Here is a 20,154-nt window from a genome sequence, read left to right as displayed (position 1 = left end):
AATAAAAATTATCCTTTTCGGCGCCAGCGTATTAGTTTTAAATGATAATTTTTTAAATGGGGGGGGCGCAGCTCGCAAGAGCACTATGTGGGGCGGGGGGGCATTCGCCCCCGGGCGGGCAATGCCGGCGAGCGTGCCGGCCGAAATGCTGTGGTCGCCGCCGAGAAAGATCGGCATCGCATCGGCGCTCGCGGCATAGGCCGTTTCGCTGATTGCCGCCGTCCAGGCCGCAATTTCCGGCAGCGCCTTCACCGCCGCGTTGCCGTGTACGACAGGACGCATGTCGGCAGGGACGATCGTTCCGAGGTCGGTCAGCGTATGGCCGAGCTCGGTCAGTGCGCCGGCCAGGCCGGCCGTGCGCAGCGCACTCGGCCCCATCTCGCAGCCCATGCGGCCTGAGCCGGCCTGGATCGGCGCCCCAACGATCGTGCAATGCATTTGTCATACCCCGCCAATTACGATGCCTTTATTGAAGCCGGCATCGCTGGCAGAATGAACATGTCAAATTGGCAAATTTGTCGAAGTGCCTTACCATAGCGGCAGCATCTACTTCCGTTGTGAGCAATCATGGACCACCTCGACGAGCAGATCATCACCTCTTTGCGGCACGACGCCCGGCGCAGCATTTCCGACCTTGCCGTTAGCCTGGGTGTCTCCCGGGCAACGGTAAGGTCCCGGATCGAGCGGCTTGAAAGAGACGGCGTCATCGTCGGCTACACCGTCATTCTGCGCGCCGACGCGGTCGATCAGCGCGTGCGTGGCATCATGATGATCGAGATCGAAGGCCACGCCGCCGATCGCGTCATTCGGGCGCTGGGCGGCTTCTCCGAGGTCTCGACCATCCACACCACCAATGGCCGCTGGGATCTGGTGATAGAACTCGGAACCCAGACCCTGAGCGAGTTCGACGCGGTGCTGAGACGTATCCGCCTGATCCCCGGAATTACCGGCAGCGAAACAAGCCTGCTCCTGGCAACGCCGCGCACCACCAAGGCGCGGCTGTGACCTTCGAGGAACCGCCTTGGGCCTGTAGCGATAACGAAATCCGAAGCCACAGAACCTTCAATTGCCGGTGCGGTTAGAGCAATTCCAGGAAAAGTGTGAAACGGTTTTCCGTTCGGAATTGCGTCAAACAAGAGAGATCGGTTCAGCGTTTCCCCCGATGAACCGTTCTAGGCTCGGACAGCCCTTCTTCGAGGGAGAACAATCATGGCTCACGCCCAGCAGGAACTGGTCGAATTCGTTATCAGCAAAGCGTTCAATCCGGTCGTGCGGGCCAAACCAGACGGAAAATCCGATGCCGAACGCAAGACGCTCGAGCACGTCCAGCAAGCCACGAAGACCGAGATCGAGCGCTATCGCCATTACGGCTCGGCCGAGGAGGTCGCGACCAATTTCAAGCGCGACCTGAGCTCAGATGCCGCCAAAAAGTTGCACTCCCAGCTGCGGCGCCTGCATCTGCCGACGATCGAGGATATTCGCGACGAATTTGAGGACAAAGCCCGCAAGCTCGGGGTCAAGGCCTCGTCGTAGATCCGCGACCGGTCCTCGGTGACGTCCGTCAGGCTGTCATCACAAGCCGTCCTTGGTCGGAGGCCACCCTGACCGAACCGTCTCGGGGATGTTGTCCGACGTCAGATCGCCCCGATTGAGCTTTTCGATCGCTTCATCGGCTTCGCTTTCGTCGAGACCGGAAAGCGGCAACCCGCCGACCACGACGGCTTCGTCGCTCTCGCTGTCATAGACCTCCCAGAGGCCTTCTGAATCCTGTCGTTTGTCGAACGGCATGGCACTCTCCAACACCGCTATTGTACGCCTGCCACCCATTTCAGGGCCTGGGCTTTTTCGTCCTCCGGGAACACCCGCGCCTCGATTTGCGGAAACAGCGCGTCCGTCATTTCCGTAGCTGCCTTGATCCACTGCTTGTCGGAAATCACGGCGGCACGTTTGAAGCGGTGGAGCTCGCCAAGTTTGCTCAGCCCATACTGCAGGTCGCGCCGCAAGGCGCCAGCCGTCATGTCCTCGAAATCGGTAAGATCGGTCAGGACGCCGATGTCCTTATGGTCGCTCAGTTTGGCTTCGATTGCCGGGATGACTCTGTCGTAGTCGTCCGCTGTCACAGTGCCGGTGACACGAAAGGCGGCGACGTTCTGGGGAGCGGAAATCATCTCGATCATTTTTCCCCCGGTTTCTGACTGGCTGGCTGCCTGAAACAAACTCGGGCCATTCGCGGATGTTCCCTGCCAAAGGCGTGTTTCACTTCGACCTAAAATGACGATCGGCCGGCTTCCCCGACCGGCCCTCGGATCACCTGGGTGACGACGGTGTAACGCGTGATTTGGCCCTCCTCGGGGTCCTCTCCGTCGAAGTGGATTTCTGCATTCAGCGGCAGCTGCGCGGTGTTGCCGAACTGCTTGACGGCGGAGACATGCACAATCTGCACGTCGGGGTCACGCGTCATGGCGTCCATTGCCGCAAGCTCGGCCGTGCTGCTGCCGCCGATCCGCCAACTGGCTTCCAGCACTCCCGATCGCCAGATGCCCGAGGAATCGACACCTTGGCCGATGTCGTAGTTGCGCCGTGAGGCGAAAAATCCGGGATAGCCATCCATCGCCGCGTCGTAGGTCCTCGCCTGCGCCACGGCCAAACCCAGCGTCGGCGATAATCGCAGCTCATCCAGCGCCTCCCATCCGCCGCGCACGACGACCAGATCGGATCCGCCGTAAACGGGCTGTCCGTCGTTGTCGGTCGTCGTCCGCTGGGTGCCGTAATAGCTGATCGACAATTCGTCGATCATGGTTCTGCCAACGCTCAGCGTAACGATGTCGCGAAGCTGCGTTTCGAGAACAAGGCCGTATTCGCTTAGGTCAGAGGATGGATATTGGTCCAGCAGCCTTTCGACATCGCCGACCGTCGCGGCGGTGTGCTGGTCGCGGCCCCGCGAAGCGCGCGGTGGCTTGAACCGGACCAGCCCGAGCTCCAGCAGACGTTGCGCTGCGCGCAGCGCGTCGTGGCGTGAAAATGCGGTGTAACCGGGCAGTACGGCCGCGGCGACGGCCCTGCCGAAGCCGGCGTGCCATTCTTTTGGCCGTGCCGCCGATCCGTCCACCAGCTCGTGGGTTATGGCCTTGGTGGTTGCGAGGCGCCAGGGCACCACACCGCCGAAGAGGTCGTCCGGCCCGTTTATGCCCAGTTGGAGCGCATCGACGGCAAGCAGGCTGTCGTCCGGCACGAAATACAGTCGGCCACTGTCACCGCCGCCGTCACGCAGGCCCTGGCGGAAGGCAAAGCCCTTCAACGCCGCAATCGTGCGCGCAACGGCAGCGACGGTTTCCCGCTCGTGGGTATAGATTGTCTCGCCGCCCGGCACGGAGAATGCGACCACAACACCTTTCGCCCCGCTTGGTTGCTTACCGCTTAGCCCGGTCATGTCGCGCCCTTCGTCCATTGCCGAGCCTCTTGCCGCCATTCCGCGGCGATGCGTCCGAACCGAAAAACCCGCTTCCTCGGCGAATGTTCCGGCCAACGGCCGGCTGCGGGTTTGACCAGGTGGCTGCCCGGAACATCGGTGGCTCGCGGTTGTTATGCGGGAACCTCAGCCAGGGAGATCGAGACCATGGCTTTCACGCTCAAAGCTCGATGGCGAAAAAATACCGCCGCGCTATTCCCGCGACGGCGGCAACGTCTCGCCGCCATTGGAGTGGACGGACGCGCCGCAAGGAACCAAAAGCTTCGTCCTGGCCGTCGAGGACCCCGACGCCCCTTCAGGCATGTTCCGTCATTGGGCGGTCTACGACATCGACGCACAGCGGAACTTTCTTCCCGAAGGCACGACCGCCGGCGCCAAGACCGAGAGCCTCGGACACGGCGTCAATGATTTCGGCAATCCTCATTATGACGGCCCCCAGCCGCCGCCTGGGCATGGGCTCCACCATTACCATTTCCGGCTTCTTGCGGTCGACGTCGAGACGCTGCGTCTCGACGAGAAGGCTGCCGTCGAAGACGTGCTGAAACAGGCCGCGCCGCACGTCGTGGGAGAGGCCGAGCTCGTCGGCACATTCGAACGGGCTTGAGACCGGAGCTCGCTGTCGCATGAACTGCGGCGAACGGCCGGAATAATCGCTAAAGCGCGTCGCGTTCGATCGGCCTCATGCGACGCGCTTTAGATTCTTGTTTTTACGCATGTCGTTATCACAAAACCGCTGCACACTTTTGCGCGACATGCATCAGCGGTTCATGTTCATGATCGCGTTCATCGGCATCAAATTGTGGTCGAGGTTGGCCATGATCCAGATCGAGCCGCCAATCACCAGAACTACGATCAGCACGCCGAAGGCAAGCGCTAGAGCGTTGTTGGTGTTGTCCGGCCCCGTCGTGATGTGCAGGAAGAAGACGAGATGCACGCCCATCTGGGCGATCGCAAGCACGACCAGCGCCACCGGAATGCCGGGTGCCCATATCAGGTTGGTTCCGAGCAACCAGAACGAGGCGATGGTCAACAGCGTTGCCAGCCCGAGGCCGATCACATAGCCGCGTAGCCCGGATCCGACTTCGGTGTCGCCGAGGTATTCGTCACCCGGCGCCGTATCGATGTCGTAGCGCTCCAGCCCATCGGTGTCGCGCCGTTGCGCGTGGCGATCGTCCGCATTGCTCATCGACTTGCTCCCAGGAGATAGACCACCGTGAACAGGGCGACCCAGATGATGTCGAGGGCGTGCCAGAACAGGCTGAAGCACATGAAACGCCGAAGAATATCGTCACGGAATCCCTTGGCGAAGATCTGCGCCATCATCGTGAGCAGCCACAGCAGCCCCGCCGTCACGTGAAGGCCATGGCATCCAACCAGCGTGAAGAACGCCGACAGGAAAGCACTGCGCGTCGGTCCGGCATCGCGGGCAACCATATGCGCGAACTCGCGCAACTCGAGCAGGATGAAGCTGGCGCCGAGCACGAAAGTGACAGCCATCGCGACATAGAACCAGGAGCTTCGCCGCGCTGTCACGGCGAGGCTGGCGAGACCGCAGGTAAAACTCGACAAAAGCAGGGCCGCCGTCTCGATCGCGACGTTGCGCAGGTCGAACAGCTCGGCCCCGCTTGGTCCGCCCGCCGTCTTGCCCGCCAGCACGGCGTAGGCCGCGAAGAAGGCCGAGAACATCACGATGTCGCTCAGGAGGAAGATCCAGAAGCCGTAGCCGACGACGATCCGGATCGGTGCCGGGCCGCCGTCGCCGTGGCCAGGTGCATGGCCGTGCCCGCCATGGAGGCGGTAAGGGTCACGCTCTCGAACATCGATCGCGGTCATGGCCTTGGCCCTGTGTAGGTAACCAGCGCCTCGCGGCGGGCACTTCGGTTGGCGCGGTCGATCCGGGCGACTTCGGCGGCAGGAATGACGTATTCGGGGATGTCGCGCCACGCGAATACGACGAAGGTGGCCAAAGCACCGAGAGCGCCGAGCGCCACCATCCACCAGATGTGCCAGATGAGGGCAAAACCCATTACGGTCGCAAAGAAGGCGCAGATGAACCCGGTGGGACTGTTGCGCGGCATCTCGATCGGCTCGTAGTCAGGCTCGTCGCGCAGCCGGTTTTGTTCGCGTGCCCGCTGCTTGATGCTCCAGTAGGGCTCTTCGCCCTCGACATGCGGAAGCGCGGCGAAGTTGAAGACCGGCGGCGGCGAGGGCGTGGCCCATTCCAGCGAGCGGCCGTCCCAGGGATCTCCGGTGGCGTCGCGAAGCGCCGCGCGCTGCCGGATGCTGACGACGAGCTGTACGATCTGCGCGACCACGCCGGCGGTAGTGATTAACATGCCGACGCCGGCAGCCAGCACCCAGGGATACCATGCCGACACGTCGAAATGCTGCATTCGGCGGGTCATGCCGAGCAGGCCAACAGCGTAGAGCGGCACGAAAGTGACGTAGAAGCCGATCAGAGTCAGCCAGAAGGCCAGCTTGCCCCAGCCCTCGTGCAGCCGGAAACCGAATGCCTTTGGAAACCAGTAGGTATATCCCGCGAAGGCGCCGAACAGCACACCGCCGATGATGACGTTGTGGAAATGCGCCACCAGGAACAGGCTGTTGTGGAGCAGGAAATCGGCTGGCGGCACGGCCAGCAACACGCCCGTCATACCGCCGATGACGAACGTCACCATAAAGCCCAGCGACCACAGCATTGGCGTCGCGAAGCGGATGCGGCCGCCATACATGGTGAACATCCAGTTGTAGATCTTCACGCCGGTACCGACAGCAATGATGCTGGTGGCGATGCCGAACGCGGCGTTGACGTCGGCCCCGGCGCCCATGGTGAAGAAGTGGTGCAGCCACACCATGAAGGAGACGATGCAGATGAAGAGCGTCGCGGCCACCATCGAGCGGTAGCCGAACAGCGGCTTGCTGGAGAAGGTAGAGATGACCTCCGAGAAGATGCCGAACGCCGGCAGGACGAGGATATAGACCTCGGGATGGCCCCAGGCCCAGATCAGGTTCACGAACATCAGCATGTTGCCGCCGGCTTCATTGGTGAAGAAATGAAAGCCGAAATAGCGGTCGAGCGTCAGCATCGCGAGCGTGGCGGTGAGGATCGGGAAGGCGGCGACGATGAGCAGGCTGGCGGCGAGTGAGGTCCAGCAGAACATCGACATCCTGAGGTAGCTCATGCCGGGCGCCCGCATCTTCAGGATCGTGGTGACGAAATTGATCCCGGTGAGCAGCGTTCCGACGCCCGATATCTGCACCGCCCACAGATAATAGTCGACGCCGACGCCCGGCGAATAGGCGGTCTCGCTGAGCGGCGGATAGGGCAGCCATCCGGTACGGGCGAATTCGCCGATCACCAGCGAGATGTTGACCAGCAGCGCACCGGTGGCGGTGAGCCAGAAGCTCACCGAGTTGAGCGTCGGAAAGGCAACGTCGCGGACGCCGAGCTGCAGCGGCACGACCAGGTTCATCAGGCCGATGACGAACGGCATCGCCCCGAAAAAGATCATGATGGTGCCGTGGGCGGAAAAGACCTGGTTGAAGTGATCGGGCGGCAGATAGCCGGGCGCCTGGAAGGCGAGGGCTTGCTGGGACCGCATCATGACGGCGTCGCTGAAGCCGCGCAGCAGCATCAGCAGCGCCAGCAGCGTGTACATCACGCCGATCCGCTTGTGATCGACGCTGGTGATCCATTCGCGCCACAGATAGGGGAAATGGCCGGCCAGGAAGACCCAGGCCAGCACGCCGAGAATTGCCAGGGCGACGACCGCCGAGGCGATCATCGGCAGAGGCTGATCGAACGGAATGACGTCCCAGCTCAATTTTCCGAGCATTGTCAGCCTCCTGTCGCGGGCGATACGCTCGGCTCGGGGCGACCGGCCTGGGGACCGGGCGCGGGCGGAACGCCCTGCGTCGCGATTTCATGGAAAAGGTCCGGCTCGACCGAGCGATAGGTCGAAGGCGGCACGTCGATGCTCTGTCTGGCCAGTTCCTGGTAGCTGGCCTTGTCGAGTGCCTGTCCCTGGCTTCGCGCCGAATTGACAAACGCGTCGAAGGCATCCGCTGCGACGGCATGCAGCACGAATTGCATGCCTGGAAAACCGTCACCGCTGAAATGGGCCGACCGCCCATAGAATTCGCCGGGCTGATCCGCCTGCAGGTGAAGCTGCGTCGTCATGCCATTCATCGTATAGATCATGCCGCCAAGCTGAGGCACGAAGAACGCGTTCATGACGCTTGCCGAGGTAAGCGAGAAATGCACCGGCCTGCCCGCCGGCACCACGAGCTGGTTGATGCTCGCCACATTCTGCTCGGGGTAGATGAACAGCCATTTCCAGTCGAGCGAGACGACCTGCACCTCAAGCGGCTTTTGCTGCGAATCCAGCGGCTTCATTGGATCGAGGTCATGCGACCCGATCCAGATGATGCCGCTCAGAAACAGGATGACGAGGATGGGGATCGACCAGACCACCAGTTCGATGCGTCCGGAATAGGCCCATTCCGGCAGGTACCGCGCTCTTGTGTTGGTTTCCCGGAACCACCAGGCAAAGCCGAGCGTCGCCACGATCGTCGGGATGACGATGGCCAGCATGATGGCGACCGAATTGAGCAGGATCGTCCGCTGCGCCGCCCCCACCGGCCCTTGCGGATCGAGCACGCCGCCCTGGCAGCCGGCAAGCAGCCCGACCAGCAAAATCGTCGCGCCGAGGCAGCCAAGACGGATGGCGGCACAGTTTCGAACGATCACCCTCAGCAGCATGAGATCTCGCCGTTTCCTGAAAACCGATTGGAACGTTGCAGGCAGCGTGGCTGCCAACCCCGAATGTGCGCGCCGGTGTGCTCCTGGCGACAGTTTCTTCACGCACGCGGCTCCGGCTGGCAGAACCACATGCGGCGGACGTCATCGTTAAGCGGTCGACCTGTCGAGAACCCCTCCAAATCCTAAAAACCAGCGGCAAATCCCAAGCAACCAGAGCCAAATCTTAAGAAACCAGCGACAGGACCCAGATCGAAGTTATCGCCAGAAACGTGGCGAATGCCAAGGCGGTAAACCGGTTCATGGCCGCGCCCACCGTTGTCCATTTTAGTCCGCTCCCCGCGACTCGGCGCTGAATCCAGTGACGCTGCCCAGTGATGCTGCTCCAGATGGCTGCGCCAACCGAACGAATGTTCGTCGCGAAAGTTCCCAAAAAGCCAGATCCATCGCAGCCTTTGGTTGCAGGCCGGCGGCAACGCGATGCGCACCAAGGATGGTTGGGCGGCTTTCTCGCCAAACAGAAGCGAGGACTGGCTTTGCGTATGTAAAAACTACTTGTCTAGGTGAAAATAGTTGCTACTAATCGGCTGGGCCGGCGCATGGCCGCCTCTGGGAGGAATTTCGGCATGACAAGACTGCGCGGCCTCGCGTGGGATCACCGACGCTGCTGGGGTCCGCTCGACGCCAGCATCGGGCCGTATTGTGCCGCCAATCCCGGTCTTGAGATCGAATGGGACCGCCGCAGCCTCTACGAGTTCGGCGAGGGCGCGCTTGGTCCGGTGCTCGGCGCCTATGATCTTGTCGTGTTCGACCATCCGTTCATCGGCGATATTGCCGAAGGCGGGCTGATGGTGCCGTTCGATTTGTCGGCCGAGCAGCGCCGCGGCTTCGAACGGGATTCGGTCGGCGCGTCCTGGCAATCCTACGCAAGGGACGGGCGCCAATGGGCGTTGCCGATCGATGCTGCCTGTCAGGTTGCCTCATATCGCCCCGATCTGCTGGAGCGCTACGGGCCGCTGCCGCGCAGCCATGACGAGGTGCTGGAGCTCGGCCGGCGCGCCTTGAAGGACGGCAAATGGCTTGGGCTGCCGTTGGTGCCGACTGACGCCATGTGCCTGCTTTTGACGCTGGGTGAGCCCCGGGAAGACGGCGACGAGTTCATCGCCGGGGAAAAAATCGAGCAGGCCGTCGGGCAGTTGCGCCAGCTTGCGGCGCTGTCGCACCCGAACTCGCCGAAATGGAACCCGATCCGTTGCTACGATCAGATGATCGCGCATGACGACGTGGTCTACGTGCCGTTCGCCTTCGGCTATGTGAACTACGCCTCTAAGGCAGACAGGCCGTATCTGCGCTTCGCCGACGTGCCGACGCCGCGATCCGCCGGCGCCTTGCTCGGCGGCGCCGGCATCGGCGTCAGCGCCCAATCGAAACACAAGCAGGCAGCCATCGATTATGCGCTATTTCTGTGCTCGCCCGGCTATCAGCGCGGCGACTATGTGAAATCCGGCGGACAGCCGGGGTCGCTGGCGGCGTGGCAGGATACCGAGGTCAACGCGCTCTCGGGCGGCTTCTTCGCCTCGACTCTGGCGACGATCGAAGCCTCCTATCTGCGCCCGACCCATCCGGGCTTCATCAGCTTCTTCCGCCAATGCGCCCCTCATGCCGCGGCGGCGATCGCCGGCGAATTGCAGGCGGCCGAGCTCGCGGATCGGCTGAACCGGCTCTATCGCGAGACCAGGCATGGCCAGCCGCAACGGAGCGTCGCGTAATGGCCGCCGATATTGCCCAGATCGTCGACGAAGGCGAAAGCGGCCGCAACGGCTATCGGGTGCCGGCGGTGGAGAAGGCGCTCGACATACTGGAATTCATGGCTGCCAGCGGCGAGCCGCTGACCCAAACCGAGATCGCCACCGGAATGGGGCGCTCCATTCACGAGATCTACCGCATCCTGCTGTTGCTGGAGAAGCGCGGCTACATTTTCCGGACGCAATCGGACCGCTTCCGCCTGTCGCTGAAGCTGTTCGAGCTGGCGCATATGCATCCGCCGGTAAACCGCCTGGTCGAATGTGCGCTGCCGGTGATGCGCGGCCTGGCCGCCAATGCCGACCAGAGCTGCCATCTCGTCGTGCGCGAAGGCGAGAGCGCACTGGTCGTGCTGCAGATCGATTCGCCTTTGCCGATGCGTTATTCGGTTGCCCTTGGCTCGCATTTCCCGATACTCGAAACGAGCTCCGGCGCGGTGCTGCTGGCGCATTCGAGCCGCGCCGAGCGCGACCGCATCGTCGAACGGATCGTCGCCGCAGGCGAAGGCCAAGGCAGCCGGACGGAAATCGAAGCGCGGCTGAACGAGGTCGCAAGGCTCGGCTATGAAATGCGCGCCTCGCTGGCTGTCGAGGGCTGCACCAACATCTCGATGCCGGTGCGCGACCATACCGGCGCCGTCATTGCCGCGCTCACCGTCCCCTTCCTGCCGCAAAAGGCCGCCCGCTTCGATCGCAGCACCGTCTTCGAGCGGACGAAGGCGGCGGCCGAGACGATATCGGCGGCGCTGGGCGCGGGCGAAGCTGCCGCCTCTTCACGTGCCGACCCGGAACGGCGGGACTATCCGTTCAGCAACTGACAAGAAATACAGGGAGAAGAAACATGAACTGGTCCAAATCGATGCTGTTTGCCTCGGCGGCGGTGCTTGCTCTGAGCGCCGCCGCGGCACACGCCGAAAACATGCCGAAGCGCATCGGCTACGTCACCAACTACGCCACGCATGAGTGGTATCAGAACGTCATCAAGGGCATGCAGTCCCGCGCCAAGGAACTTGGTATCGAGCTCGAGGTGCAGGACGCCAATCTGGACGTTGCCAAGGAGGTCTCCGCCGCCGAAGATTTCATGGCCAAGGGCGTCGACGTCCTGATCATCACGCCCGTCAACGAGGAAGGCGTCGTGCCGCTGCTGCGCCAGGCGAAATCCAACAACGTTCCAGTCGTGCTCGAAGGCAATCCGGTCAAGGGCATGACCACAATGGTCGCGATCTGCGACTACGACACCGGCTACACCGCCGGCGTCGAAGCCGGCAAATACGCCAAGGAAAAGCTCGAAGGCAAAGCCAAGGTGATGAATGTCGGCTTGCCGCTGCTGTCCGCCACGGTGCTGCGGTCGCAGGGTTTCATGGATGGCCTGAAGACCATCATCCCCGACGCGGTCATGGTCCACGACCTCGACGGTGGCGGCAATCCCGATCGCGCGCTCGAGGTCTCTTCGGCGGCACTTGCCAAGAACGCCGACATCAACATCATCTACGGCATCAACGATTCCTCCTCGCTCGGCGGCCTTCAGGCCTGGAAAGCGGCCGGCAAGTCGCAGGACGGCCTGTTGACGGTCGGCACCGGCGGCGAAGGCCTCGCCTTCATCAATGCAATGCAGAACGAGCCGTCCTATCGCATCGAAGCCGCGATGTTCCCGGAAAAGGAAGGCTACACCGCCATCGATGCAGCGGTTAAGCTCTTCAACGGCGAAGAGGTGCCGGAACACATCGTCAGCCCCACCGCGCCGATGAACGGTGACGACTGGAAGAAGTTCTACGACTACGATGGCACCACACGCAAAATCAAATGGGATGCCGTCAATGCGCTTCAGCCACCGGAAAAATGCATGAAAACTTCCGCCGATCTGAAGAAGTAAGGATTCCGGGTAGCCCTTCCCGCACGGCGGGAAGGGTGGCGGATCGGATATGCCGACGGCAAAACAGGGCAACCGTCCTGTTTTGGCCGGCAGTTCCAGACGGCGACGGCACCGATACGGGCCCGGAAATGAAATGGACATGAGCGAGCTTACGCAATCCTCCGCGCCAAGGCGTTTCATCGGCGGCCAGCTGCTGGGCAGCAGCCAGCTGGTGCTCGGCGTGATCCTGGCCGTGCTCTGCATCGCCATTTCGATTGCCGCGCCGCAATTCTATTCCGAGGCCAACATCATCGCCATCCTGCGCCAATGCGCGCTGGTGCTGATCGTCGCCTCCGGCATGACGATGCTGATCATCACCGCGGAAGTCGACCTGTCGGTCGGTGCATCGCTGGCTTTTGTCGGCTGCATCGGCATGGCCGTGCTGAATTCAACGCACAGCCTGACGCTCGGGCTGCTGGCGGCGCTCGCCTTTGCCGGTGCCGTCGGCCTGTTCAACGGGCTGGTCGTCACCAGGCTCAAAGTGAACTCGCTGATCGCCACCATCGGCACCATGATGATGCTGCAGGGCGGCGTTTATCTGTTCACCCGCGAGGCGGTGCAGAACCACCACCGGCTTGCCGGCTTCACCGATCTCGGCGCCGGCTATCTCGGCGCGATCCCGCTGCCCGTAGTCATTGCCGCGCTGATTTTCGCGCTGGCCGCGGCAACGCTGCGCTTCACCACGCTCGGCCGTTATCTCTACGCTGTCGGCGCCAACGAGCGCGCGGTTCGTCTCTCCGGCGTGCGCTCGCAACGGCTGAAACTGTTCGCCTTCGTCGTCACCGGCCTGTGCGTCGGCATCGCCGGCATGATCCTGTCGTCGCTGATGAATGCCGGCCAGCCGACCGCCGGCCGCGGCTTCGAGCTGACGGTGATTGCCGCCGTCATCCTCGGCGGCACCAGCCTGCTTGGCGGCCGCGGTTCGCTGCTCGGCACGTTGCTGGGCGTGCTGGTGCTGAAGGTCATCGACAACGGCATCATCATCCTCGGCTGGAACCAGGACCTGCAGATGGTGGTGCCTGGCATCGTCATCATCCTGGCGACCTATCTCGACATCGTCCGGAACAGAGCCAATGTCGGTTGATTTCCTTCACCCCGGCAAAACCGCGGCCGTCGACAAAAGCGTGCCGGCGCTGGAGATGCGCGGCATCGGCAAGCGTTTTCCCGGCGTGGTGGCGCTGGACAATGTCGATCTGACCTTGGAACCCGGCAAAATCCATGCCCTGATGGGCGAGAACGGCGCCGGCAAGTCGACGCTGATCAAGATCATGGCCGGGGTCTACGGCAAGGATGCCGGCACCATCCGCCTGCGCGGCCGCGAGGCCGACATCAAGTCGCCGCGCGATAGCCTGAAAGAGGGCATCAAGGTGGTGTTCCAGGAGATCGCGCTGATCGCTGAATTCAGCGTCGCCGAAAACATCTTCCTCGAAGGCTATCCGACCGGCAAAGGCGGCTCGATCGACTGGAAGAAGATCCGTGCCGATGCGGCCGCTCTGTTCAAGCGTATCGGCTTCAATGTCGACCCGGCGGCGCGCACGGGATCGCTGCCGGTCAGCCAGCAGCAGATGGTCGAGATCGCCCGCGCACTCGCCCATGAGGCCCGCGTCGTGGTGATGGACGAGCCGACCTCCTCGCTGACGCCGAACGAGGTCTCGCTGCTGTTCACCGTCATCCGCCGGCTGGCCGCGCTCGGCATCGCGGTGCTCTATGTCAGCCACAAGCTCGACGAGGTCTTCGAGATCGCCGACACCGTGACCGTGCTGCGCGATGGCCGCCACGTCTCGACCAGGCCGATCGGCGAGCACACCAACGACACGCTGATCCAGGACATGATCGGCCGGCGCATCGAAAACCTGTTCCCTCGCAAGCGCGGCGCGCCGGGCAGCAAGGTCGCGCTTTCCGTTGAAGGGCTCAGCACCGCCAAGAAGCTGAAGGATGTGTCGTTCGAGGCGCATGCCGGCGAGGTCCTCGGCTTCTTCGGCCTGATGGGGGCCGGCCGGACCGAGCTCGCCAAGGCCATCGTCGGCTTCGACCCGATCACTTCCGGCGCCATTTCGGTCGATGGCAGCCGGCTGCTGCCGCACGAAACGCACACCGGCGTCCGGCTCGGCATCGGCCTGCTCACCGAGGACCGCAAGAGCGAGGGGCTGATGGGCGAGTTGCCGGTCTACCAGAATGCCAGCCTCGCCTCACTCGGCGCCTTCGCCAGAATGGGCTTCGTCGACAAGGTCAGCGAACGCAAGGCGGTGCAGGACTATGTCGACCGTTTCCGCATCCGGACGCCCAGCCTGTTCCAGCAGGTCAAGAATCTGTCCGGCGGCAATCAGCAGAAGGTGCTGATCTCGCGCTGGCTGATGCGAGGCCTGAAGGTGATCGTCGTCGACGAGCCGACCCGCGGCATCGACGTCGGCGCCAAGTCGGAGATTTTTGCGCTCATCGACCGGCTCGCCGGCGAGGGCCTGGCGGTCGTCATGATGACGTCCGAAATGCCCGAGCTGCTGGGGCTTGCCGACCGCATCGCGGTGATGTGCGAAGGCCGCCTCACCGCGATCATGCCTCGCGACGAGGCCACGCAGGAGAACATCCTCAATGCGGCGATCGGCTAAGACGATGACGCTTCGCAAAGGGACCAAGCGATGAGCCTGGCAAGCACCGACACCATGAAAGCTGGGCCGTCCATGCTGGCGCGGCTCGTCGCGCGGCAGGAATTGGCATTGCTCCTCTGCCTCATCCTGGTGATCGCGTTCTTTTCCTTCACCGCCGAGAATTTCTTCTCCGTGCGCAACATCACCAATGTGCTCGGTCAGGCTTCGCTGGCGCTGACAGCCGGCATCGGCTGCGCCATCGTCTTCATATCAGGCGAGGTCGACATCTCGATCGGCTCGCTGCTGGCGACGATCGCGCTGCCGCTGATCATCATCATGAACGACACCAACTCGCTTGTGCTCGGCATCAGTGGCGCGCTGCTGTTCGGGCTGATCATCGGCGTCGTGAATGGCTATCTGACGGCCTATGCCGGCATCAACTCGCTGATCGTGACCCTGGGCACGATGTTCATCATGCGCGGCGGCGTTTATCTCTATACCGGCCAGCGTGCTATTCCAGACGATGCCGCGCTCGACAGCTTCATCGCGCTGTCGGACGGCCGCCTGTTCAACGTCGTTCCCTATTCGGCTGTCATCGCCATCGTCCTGCTCGCCGTCTTCGCCTACGTGATGCAGCACCGGCCGTTCGGGCGGCAGATCTATGCCGTCGGCGGCAATCCGGAAGTGGCACGGCTGGCGGGTTACGACGTGCGCCGCGTCAAGTTCACCTGCTTCATCATCAGCGCGCTGCTGGCGACGGTAGCCGGCATCATCCTGGCAGCCCGCGTCGGTTCGGCGCAGCATACGGCCGGGCTGAATTTCGAGTTCCAGGTCGTTGCCGCCACCGTGCTCGGCGGGGTGAGCCTTGCCGGCGGCATAGGCAGCCTGACCGGCATGGCGCTCGGCGTGCTGATCCTGCAGTTCCTGTCCAACGGGCTGCGCGGTCTCGGCCTGCCGACCGAGTGGCAACTGGTCATCACCGGCATGATCATCATTGCCGCCGTCGCCTTCGACGAAGCAAAGCGCCGGCACGCCATTGGAGGCTGATATGGATCGTCTCAAAGGGAAAACCGCAATCGTCACCGGCGCCGCCGACGGCATCGGCCACGCGATCAGCGAGGCGATGGCAAGGGAAGGCGCGCACGTCTTCCTCGGCGACATCGCCGACGAGAAGGGTGAAAAATTCGCAGCCGAGCTGCGCGCCGCCGGCCACCGCGCCGACTACATCCATTGCGACGTCGCGGACGAGGCCGATATCGCCGCTCTTATCGCCGCAGCCGTCGGCAAGACCGGCCATCTCGACATTCTCGTCAACAATGCCGCCATCGCCATCGGCGGCATGCCGGTCCATGAGATGACCGACGAGCAGTGGCACCGGCTGATCGCGGTCAACCTGACCAGCGTGTTCCGCGGCTGCAAATATGCGCTGCCGCACATGATCGCGCAGAAATCCGGCTCGATCATCAACATGGCCTCGGCGCAAGGTCATATCGGGCTCGACGGCTGGACCGCCTATGCCGGCGCCAAGGGTGCGGTGATGGCGATGACGCGCCAGATGGCGGTCGAGTTCGGCCCGCTCAACATCCGCGTCAACTCGATCTCGCCCGGCACCATCAACACGCCGATGAACGACAAATTGGTCAAGGAGATCGGCGGCAATCTCGCCAAGGCCTGGGTCAAGATGCATCCGCTCGGCCGCATCGGCAAACCGTCCGAGGTGGCCGAAGCCGCCGTCTATCTGGCCTCCGACGCCGCCGGCTTCACCACCGGTACCGACCTGCGCGTCGACGGCGGCCTCACCGCAGCACCCCGCTACGTACCCGACCTGCTTTGACAACCAACGAGACATGAAATGAACAAAGCCCTCGAAGGCGTCCGCATTCTCGATTTCAGCCATCTGCTGCAAGGGCCGTTCGCCACGCAGCTGCTCGGCGACATGGGCGCCGACATCATCAAGATCGAGCGTGCCGGCGCCGGCGACATGTTCCGCGGCATGACCTTCTTCGCCAAATGGGTCGGCGGCTCCGAAAGCCCGAATTTCCTCGCCTGGAACCGCAACAAGCGCTCCATCGCGCTCAACCTGAAAAGTCGCAAGGTGCATGCCATCATCATGGACATGGCTGAGAAGGCCGATGTGGTGGTGCAGAATTTCCGCCCCGGCGTGCTCGCCAGGCTCGGCTATGGCTACGAGGACTTCAAGGCGGTCAATCCCGCCATCATCTATTGCTCGGGCTCCGGCTATGGCGAGGAGGGCCCCTATGTCGAGCGCCCCGGCCAGGACATGCTGATCCAGGGATTGTCCGGGCTGATCTCCAACACCGGCCGCGGCGATCAGGCTCCTGTTCCGGCCGGTGCCGGCCTGGCCGACCAGATCGGCGCCATGAACATGGTCTATGGTATCCTGTCGGCGCTCTACTATCGCGAGAAGACCGGCAAGGGCCAGAAGATCGAGGTCAATCTGCTCGCCGGCATGCTGGCGCATCTCAATCAGGAATATGTCGCCGTGCTCAATCTCGGCGAGGATTTCGTGCGCCCGAATTCCGGCATCGGCCACCCCGGCATGCAGGCGCCGTTCGGTGTCTATGAAGCGAAGGACGGCGGCTATGTGTCGATCGCCATGAGCCCGTTCAAGACGCTGTATGAAGTGCTGGAGGCGCCGCAGCTTGCTGTCTACGACGATCTGAAGACGCTGTTCGACAGGCGCGACGAGGTGTTCGACAAGGTCAACGCCGAAACCAGGAAGTTTGCCACGCAGGACCTGCTGGCGCGGCTGCTGGCAGCCGACATCTGGTGTGCCGAGGTGAAGGACATAAGGCGCGCAGCCGAGGACCCGCAGGTCAAGCACCTGGGCATGATCACCAGCTACGATCATCCGCGCGGCGGCAAGGTCAGGGTGGTCGCGCCGGCGGTCAAGATGAGCGAGACGCCGCCTACCATAGAGCGGCCGGCACCGCTGGTCGGCCAGCATGGCCGCGAGATACTGGCCGAGTTCGGCCTCTCCAGCGGCGAGATTGCAGCGCTTGAGGCGTCCGGCGACATGACCGTGGATGCTGTCTGACGATGAGCGTTTACCAGACACTCAGCTTGGAAATATCCGGGCGCGTCGCAGTCGTCACCTTCCGGCGCGCCGATCAGCTCAACGCCATGAACCAGCTGATGCAAAGCGAGATCACCGATGTTTTCGAGGCGCTGTCGCAGGATGACGGCGTCGGCGCGATCGTGGTGACCGGCGAGGGGCGCGGCTTCATGGCCGGCGCCGACATCAAGGAATACGCTGCCCAGACAGCTATCGAGTTCGACGCCTTCCAGGCCGCCGGCACGCGCATGTATGCGGCGGTCGAGAACAACCGCAAGCCGGTCATCGCCGCGGTCAACGGCTTTGCGCTCGGCGGCGGCATGGAGCTGGTGCTGTGCTGCGACATCGTCATCGCCAACCAGTTCGCGAAGCTCGGCCTGCCCGAGATCAAGCTCGGGCTGGTCCCCGGCGGCGGCGGCACCCAGCGCAGCGTCCAGAAGCTCGGCCGCAACCGCGCCAATTTTCTGCTGATGACCGGCGCCATCGTGCCGGCTTCCGAGTTCGTCGGCGCCGGTCTGGTCAACGAGATCGTCGATGCCGAAAGGCTGATGCCGCGGGTGCTGGACCTTGCCGAGATGATCGCCGCCGAACCGGCCGCAGCGATCGAAGGGCTGAAAGCGCTGACCGCGCATGCCGTTTCGGGCGATCTGGCCGACGGCCTTGCCATGGAGCGCGATGTCCTGGGTGGCCTGTACCGCAGCGAGACCGGCCAGCGGCGCGTCAAGGAATTTGCTGAAAAGAGCGCGACGCGGCCGAAGGCTGCGAAATGACGTCCCTGGTCAAGCAAAACCGGCCGCGCTTCACCGATGTCGAGGGCCTGGCCGCGATGGTCGGCGGCGGCGACGTCTTCGGTGTCGGTGGCCATCATTTTGCCCGGCTGCCGATCGCCTTGTTGCGGGCCATCGCCCGCTTGGGCGTCAAGGATCTTCGCTATGTCTGCTGGGCCGGCGGCCTGCCGCTCGAACTGCTTCTCGAAGCGAATGCCGTGGCGGAGGTCGATATCTGCTTTTCCAGCCTCGATATTTTTGGCTTGCCGCCGCGCTTCCGCGCGGCTGCCGAGACGAATGCCGTGCCGGTTCGCGACTGGACGGCGCTGGCGATGATCCAGGCGCTGCGGGCGGGGCAGCAGAACCTGCCGTCGATGCCGTTTCAGCTTCCGGAGGGTTCGGACATGCTGGCGCGCGTGCCGGGTGCGATCGCCGCGCCCGATCCGATCGCGGGAATCACGACCGGGATCATCCCGGCCTTGCGGCTCGATACGTTCGTCGTCCATGCCCAGCGTGCCGACGAGAGCGGCAATGTCCAGATCATCGGGCCACGGGCGCTGGACTTCGCCATGGCCGGGGCGGCGCGCCAGGTGCTGGTCACGGTCGAGGAAATCGTCCCGGTCGGAGCGCTGCGGCATGATGGTCGGCAGAGCATTTTGACCCGCAACCAGGTGTCGGCGATCGCGCTGGCACCAGGCGGCGCCTATCCCGCCTCCTGCCTGCCATTCTATGTGACGGATTATCAAGCGTTGGCGGGGGCGTTCGCGGCCAAGGAAATACCTTTGTCGGACAGCCTGAGCATGCCTTCGGAAGGCGTGCCGGAGCGGGTTCAAGACGCTGCAAAAGTCCGCGCTGAAACAGTCCTCGCAATGCCCAGGCTCGTGCACGGCAACAAGGAGGCGTCCATCGACGAGATCATCGCCGCCCGCATCGCCGCTGAGCTCGACAATGAGAGCTTTGCCAGTGCCGGCGCGGTGTCGCCGCTCGCCAATGTCGCCTACCGGCTGGCCAAAGCGACGCACGCGCCGGACATGATCATCGCCACCATGAGTTGCGGCCATCTCGACATAGCACCGAGCCCGATGATCCTGTCGCTGATCGAAAGCCTCGATTGCGAGACGGCGGTGGCGCATGCCGGCGGCGACGACACCTATTCGACCTACTACCAGGCCGGCGCGGTGACGCATGAGATCGTCGGTGCCGCGCAGGTCGACCGCCGTGGGCGCGTCAACACCATTGCGCTGCGCAAGCGTGACGGCAGCCTTATCCGGCTGCCCGGGCAAGGCGGCATGGCCGACGTCGCCAACATGCATCGCGATTATCTGCTCTACGTCCCCCGCCATTCCGTGCAGTCGCTGGTCGAGACGGTCGAGATTGCCAGCTCGGCGCGCGGCCTGTTGACTGAGGCCGAACGCGAGCCGATGGGCTATCGGACCGGCGCGGCATTGGTGTTCACCGACCTTTGCGTGTTTCGGCTCGACGGGGAGAGCCGGCAATTGGCCGTCATCGAGACCATGCCGGGCGTGACGCGCCAGCAGCTCCAGGATGCCACCGGCTTTGCCCTGACATTCGATGCCGATTGCCGCCAAGTTGCGCTACCCTCGAACGAGACGCTCGACATCCTGCGAAACCGCATCGACCCGCTCGGCCTGCGGCGCCTCGAATTCGTCAGCGCCAGGGAGCGCAGCGCGCTGATCGCCGAGATCCTGGCCACCGACCGGCGGATGGTCGAGCGCTGCATCGCCGCACAGCGGTCGCATGCTGCACCGGATTGAAGAGGGGTG

Annotated in this window: 21 protein-coding genes; 13 read left to right on the top strand and 8 right to left on the bottom strand. The window is 63.4% G+C overall.

Annotated features, from left to right (window positions below; translation table 11 throughout):
- A partial coding sequence (locus NKI70_RS28725; RefSeq protein WP_352725671.1) for an arginase family protein occupies nt 1-438 on the bottom strand: 438 nt, incomplete at its 3' end.
- Between the two features lie 129 nt (nt 439-567).
- Between NKI70_RS28725 and NKI70_RS28720 the strand changes: the two genes are divergently transcribed.
- Together NKI70_RS28720 and NKI70_RS28715 are read left to right on the top strand one after the other, a co-directional pair.
- On the top strand, nt 568-1,005 hold the full coding sequence (locus tag NKI70_RS28720; RefSeq protein WP_023677055.1) for an Lrp/AsnC family transcriptional regulator: 438 nt from the start codon (nt 568-570) through the stop codon (nt 1,003-1,005).
- Between the two features lie 204 nt (nt 1,006-1,209).
- Nucleotides 1,210-1,533, top strand: a complete 324-nt coding sequence (locus tag NKI70_RS28715) for a hypothetical protein (RefSeq protein ID WP_023677054.1) — start codon at nt 1,210-1,212, stop codon at nt 1,531-1,533.
- 39 nt (nt 1,534-1,572) lie between these two features.
- Here the strand turns inward: NKI70_RS28715 and NKI70_RS28710 are convergent, their stop codons facing one another.
- The 3 genes from NKI70_RS28710 to NKI70_RS28700 form a co-directional block, all read right to left on the bottom strand.
- The gene (locus NKI70_RS28710) at nt 1,573-1,788 is read right to left on the bottom strand and encodes a hypothetical protein (RefSeq protein WP_031211849.1); all 216 of its coding nucleotides are present in this window, start codon (nt 1,786-1,788) and stop codon (nt 1,573-1,575) included.
- 17 nt (nt 1,789-1,805) lie between these two features.
- On the bottom strand, nt 1,806-2,177 hold the full coding sequence (locus NKI70_RS28705; RefSeq protein WP_023677052.1) for a SpoIIAA family protein: 372 nt from the start codon (nt 2,175-2,177) through the stop codon (nt 1,806-1,808).
- Nucleotides 2,178-2,266: 89 nt separating this feature from the next.
- The gene (locus NKI70_RS28700) at nt 2,267-3,448 is read right to left on the bottom strand and encodes a DUF3182 family protein (RefSeq protein WP_023677051.1); all 1,182 of its coding nucleotides are present in this window, start codon (nt 3,446-3,448) and stop codon (nt 2,267-2,269) included.
- Between the two features lie 136 nt (nt 3,449-3,584).
- Between NKI70_RS28700 and NKI70_RS28695 the strand changes: the two genes are divergently transcribed.
- On the top strand, nt 3,585-4,073 hold the full coding sequence (locus NKI70_RS28695; RefSeq protein ID WP_352571840.1) for a YbhB/YbcL family Raf kinase inhibitor-like protein: 489 nt from the start codon (nt 3,585-3,587) through the stop codon (nt 4,071-4,073).
- A gap of 153 nt (nt 4,074-4,226) precedes the next feature.
- Here NKI70_RS28695 and cyoD read toward each other — a convergent pair whose 3' ends face one another.
- From cyoD to cyoA, 4 genes are read right to left on the bottom strand one after another with little or no spacing between them, the layout of a single operon-like run.
- A complete protein-coding gene (gene cyoD / locus NKI70_RS28690) occupies nt 4,227-4,655 on the bottom strand; it encodes a cytochrome o ubiquinol oxidase subunit IV (RefSeq protein WP_023677049.1) in 429 nt (142 codons plus the stop codon).
- Entirely contained in the window at nt 4,652-5,302 is a 651-nt protein-coding gene (gene cyoC / locus NKI70_RS28685; protein ID WP_023677048.1) for a cytochrome o ubiquinol oxidase subunit III, read from the bottom strand. The genes cyoD and cyoC overlap by 4 nt, the downstream gene beginning before the upstream one ends.
- Nucleotides 5,299-7,305: a cytochrome o ubiquinol oxidase subunit I gene (cyoB, locus tag NKI70_RS28680; protein WP_023677047.1), complete on the bottom strand. Its 2,007-nt coding sequence runs from the start codon at nt 7,303-7,305 to the stop codon at nt 5,299-5,301. The genes cyoC and cyoB overlap by 4 nt, the downstream gene beginning before the upstream one ends.
- 2 nt (nt 7,306-7,307) lie before the next feature.
- On the bottom strand, nt 7,308-8,231 hold the full coding sequence (gene cyoA, locus NKI70_RS28675; protein WP_352620540.1) for a ubiquinol oxidase subunit II: 924 nt from the start codon (nt 8,229-8,231) through the stop codon (nt 7,308-7,310).
- A gap of 623 nt (nt 8,232-8,854) precedes the next feature.
- On the opposite strand from cyoA, the gene NKI70_RS28670 reads away from it, so the two are divergent.
- From NKI70_RS28670 to NKI70_RS28625, 10 genes are all read left to right on the top strand, one after another.
- Entirely contained in the window at nt 8,855-9,997 is a 1,143-nt protein-coding gene (locus NKI70_RS28670; protein WP_352571839.1) for an ABC transporter substrate-binding protein, read from the top strand.
- Nucleotides 9,997-10,848: an IclR family transcriptional regulator gene (locus NKI70_RS28665; RefSeq protein ID WP_023677043.1), complete on the top strand. Its 852-nt coding sequence runs from the start codon at nt 9,997-9,999 to the stop codon at nt 10,846-10,848. The genes NKI70_RS28670 and NKI70_RS28665 overlap by 1 nt, the downstream gene beginning before the upstream one ends.
- 23 nt (nt 10,849-10,871) lie before the next feature.
- A complete protein-coding gene (locus tag NKI70_RS28660; RefSeq protein ID WP_023677042.1) occupies nt 10,872-11,903 on the top strand; it encodes a sugar ABC transporter substrate-binding protein in 1,032 nt (343 codons plus the stop codon).
- A gap of 139 nt (nt 11,904-12,042) precedes the next feature.
- The gene (locus tag NKI70_RS28655; protein ID WP_352571838.1) at nt 12,043-13,026 is read left to right on the top strand and encodes an ABC transporter permease; all 984 of its coding nucleotides are present in this window, start codon (nt 12,043-12,045) and stop codon (nt 13,024-13,026) included.
- Entirely contained in the window at nt 13,016-14,548 is a 1,533-nt protein-coding gene (locus NKI70_RS28650; RefSeq protein WP_352571837.1) for a sugar ABC transporter ATP-binding protein, read from the top strand. Before NKI70_RS28655 ends, NKI70_RS28650 begins: the two co-directional genes overlap by 11 nt.
- A 30-nt stretch (nt 14,549-14,578) precedes the next feature.
- A complete protein-coding gene (locus tag NKI70_RS28645) occupies nt 14,579-15,574 on the top strand; it encodes an ABC transporter permease (protein WP_352571836.1) in 996 nt (331 codons plus the stop codon).
- A gap of 1 nt (nt 15,575) precedes the next feature.
- Nucleotides 15,576-16,361, top strand: coding sequence for an SDR family NAD(P)-dependent oxidoreductase (locus NKI70_RS28640; RefSeq protein ID WP_352697312.1), 786 nt, complete (start codon nt 15,576-15,578; stop codon nt 16,359-16,361).
- Nucleotides 16,362-16,379: 18 nt separating this feature from the next.
- Entirely contained in the window at nt 16,380-17,585 is a 1,206-nt protein-coding gene (locus NKI70_RS28635) for a CaiB/BaiF CoA transferase family protein (protein ID WP_352697310.1), read from the top strand.
- 2 nt (nt 17,586-17,587) lie between these two features.
- Nucleotides 17,588-18,373, top strand: coding sequence for an enoyl-CoA hydratase/isomerase family protein (locus tag NKI70_RS28630; RefSeq protein WP_352697308.1), 786 nt, complete (start codon nt 17,588-17,590; stop codon nt 18,371-18,373).
- The gene (locus NKI70_RS28625) at nt 18,370-20,145 is read left to right on the top strand and encodes a CoA-transferase (protein ID WP_352697306.1); all 1,776 of its coding nucleotides are present in this window, start codon (nt 18,370-18,372) and stop codon (nt 20,143-20,145) included. Before NKI70_RS28630 ends, NKI70_RS28625 begins: the two co-directional genes overlap by 4 nt.
- The last annotated feature ends 9 nt before the right edge of the window (nt 20,146-20,154 follow it).

Source organism: Mesorhizobium sp. M0500 (genome assembly GCF_040321165.1).
Taxonomy (GTDB): domain Bacteria; phylum Pseudomonadota; class Alphaproteobacteria; order Rhizobiales; family Rhizobiaceae; genus Mesorhizobium.
Note: the sequence above shows the minus strand (reverse complement) of the source record. Positions and strands in the feature narration are given on the sequence as shown.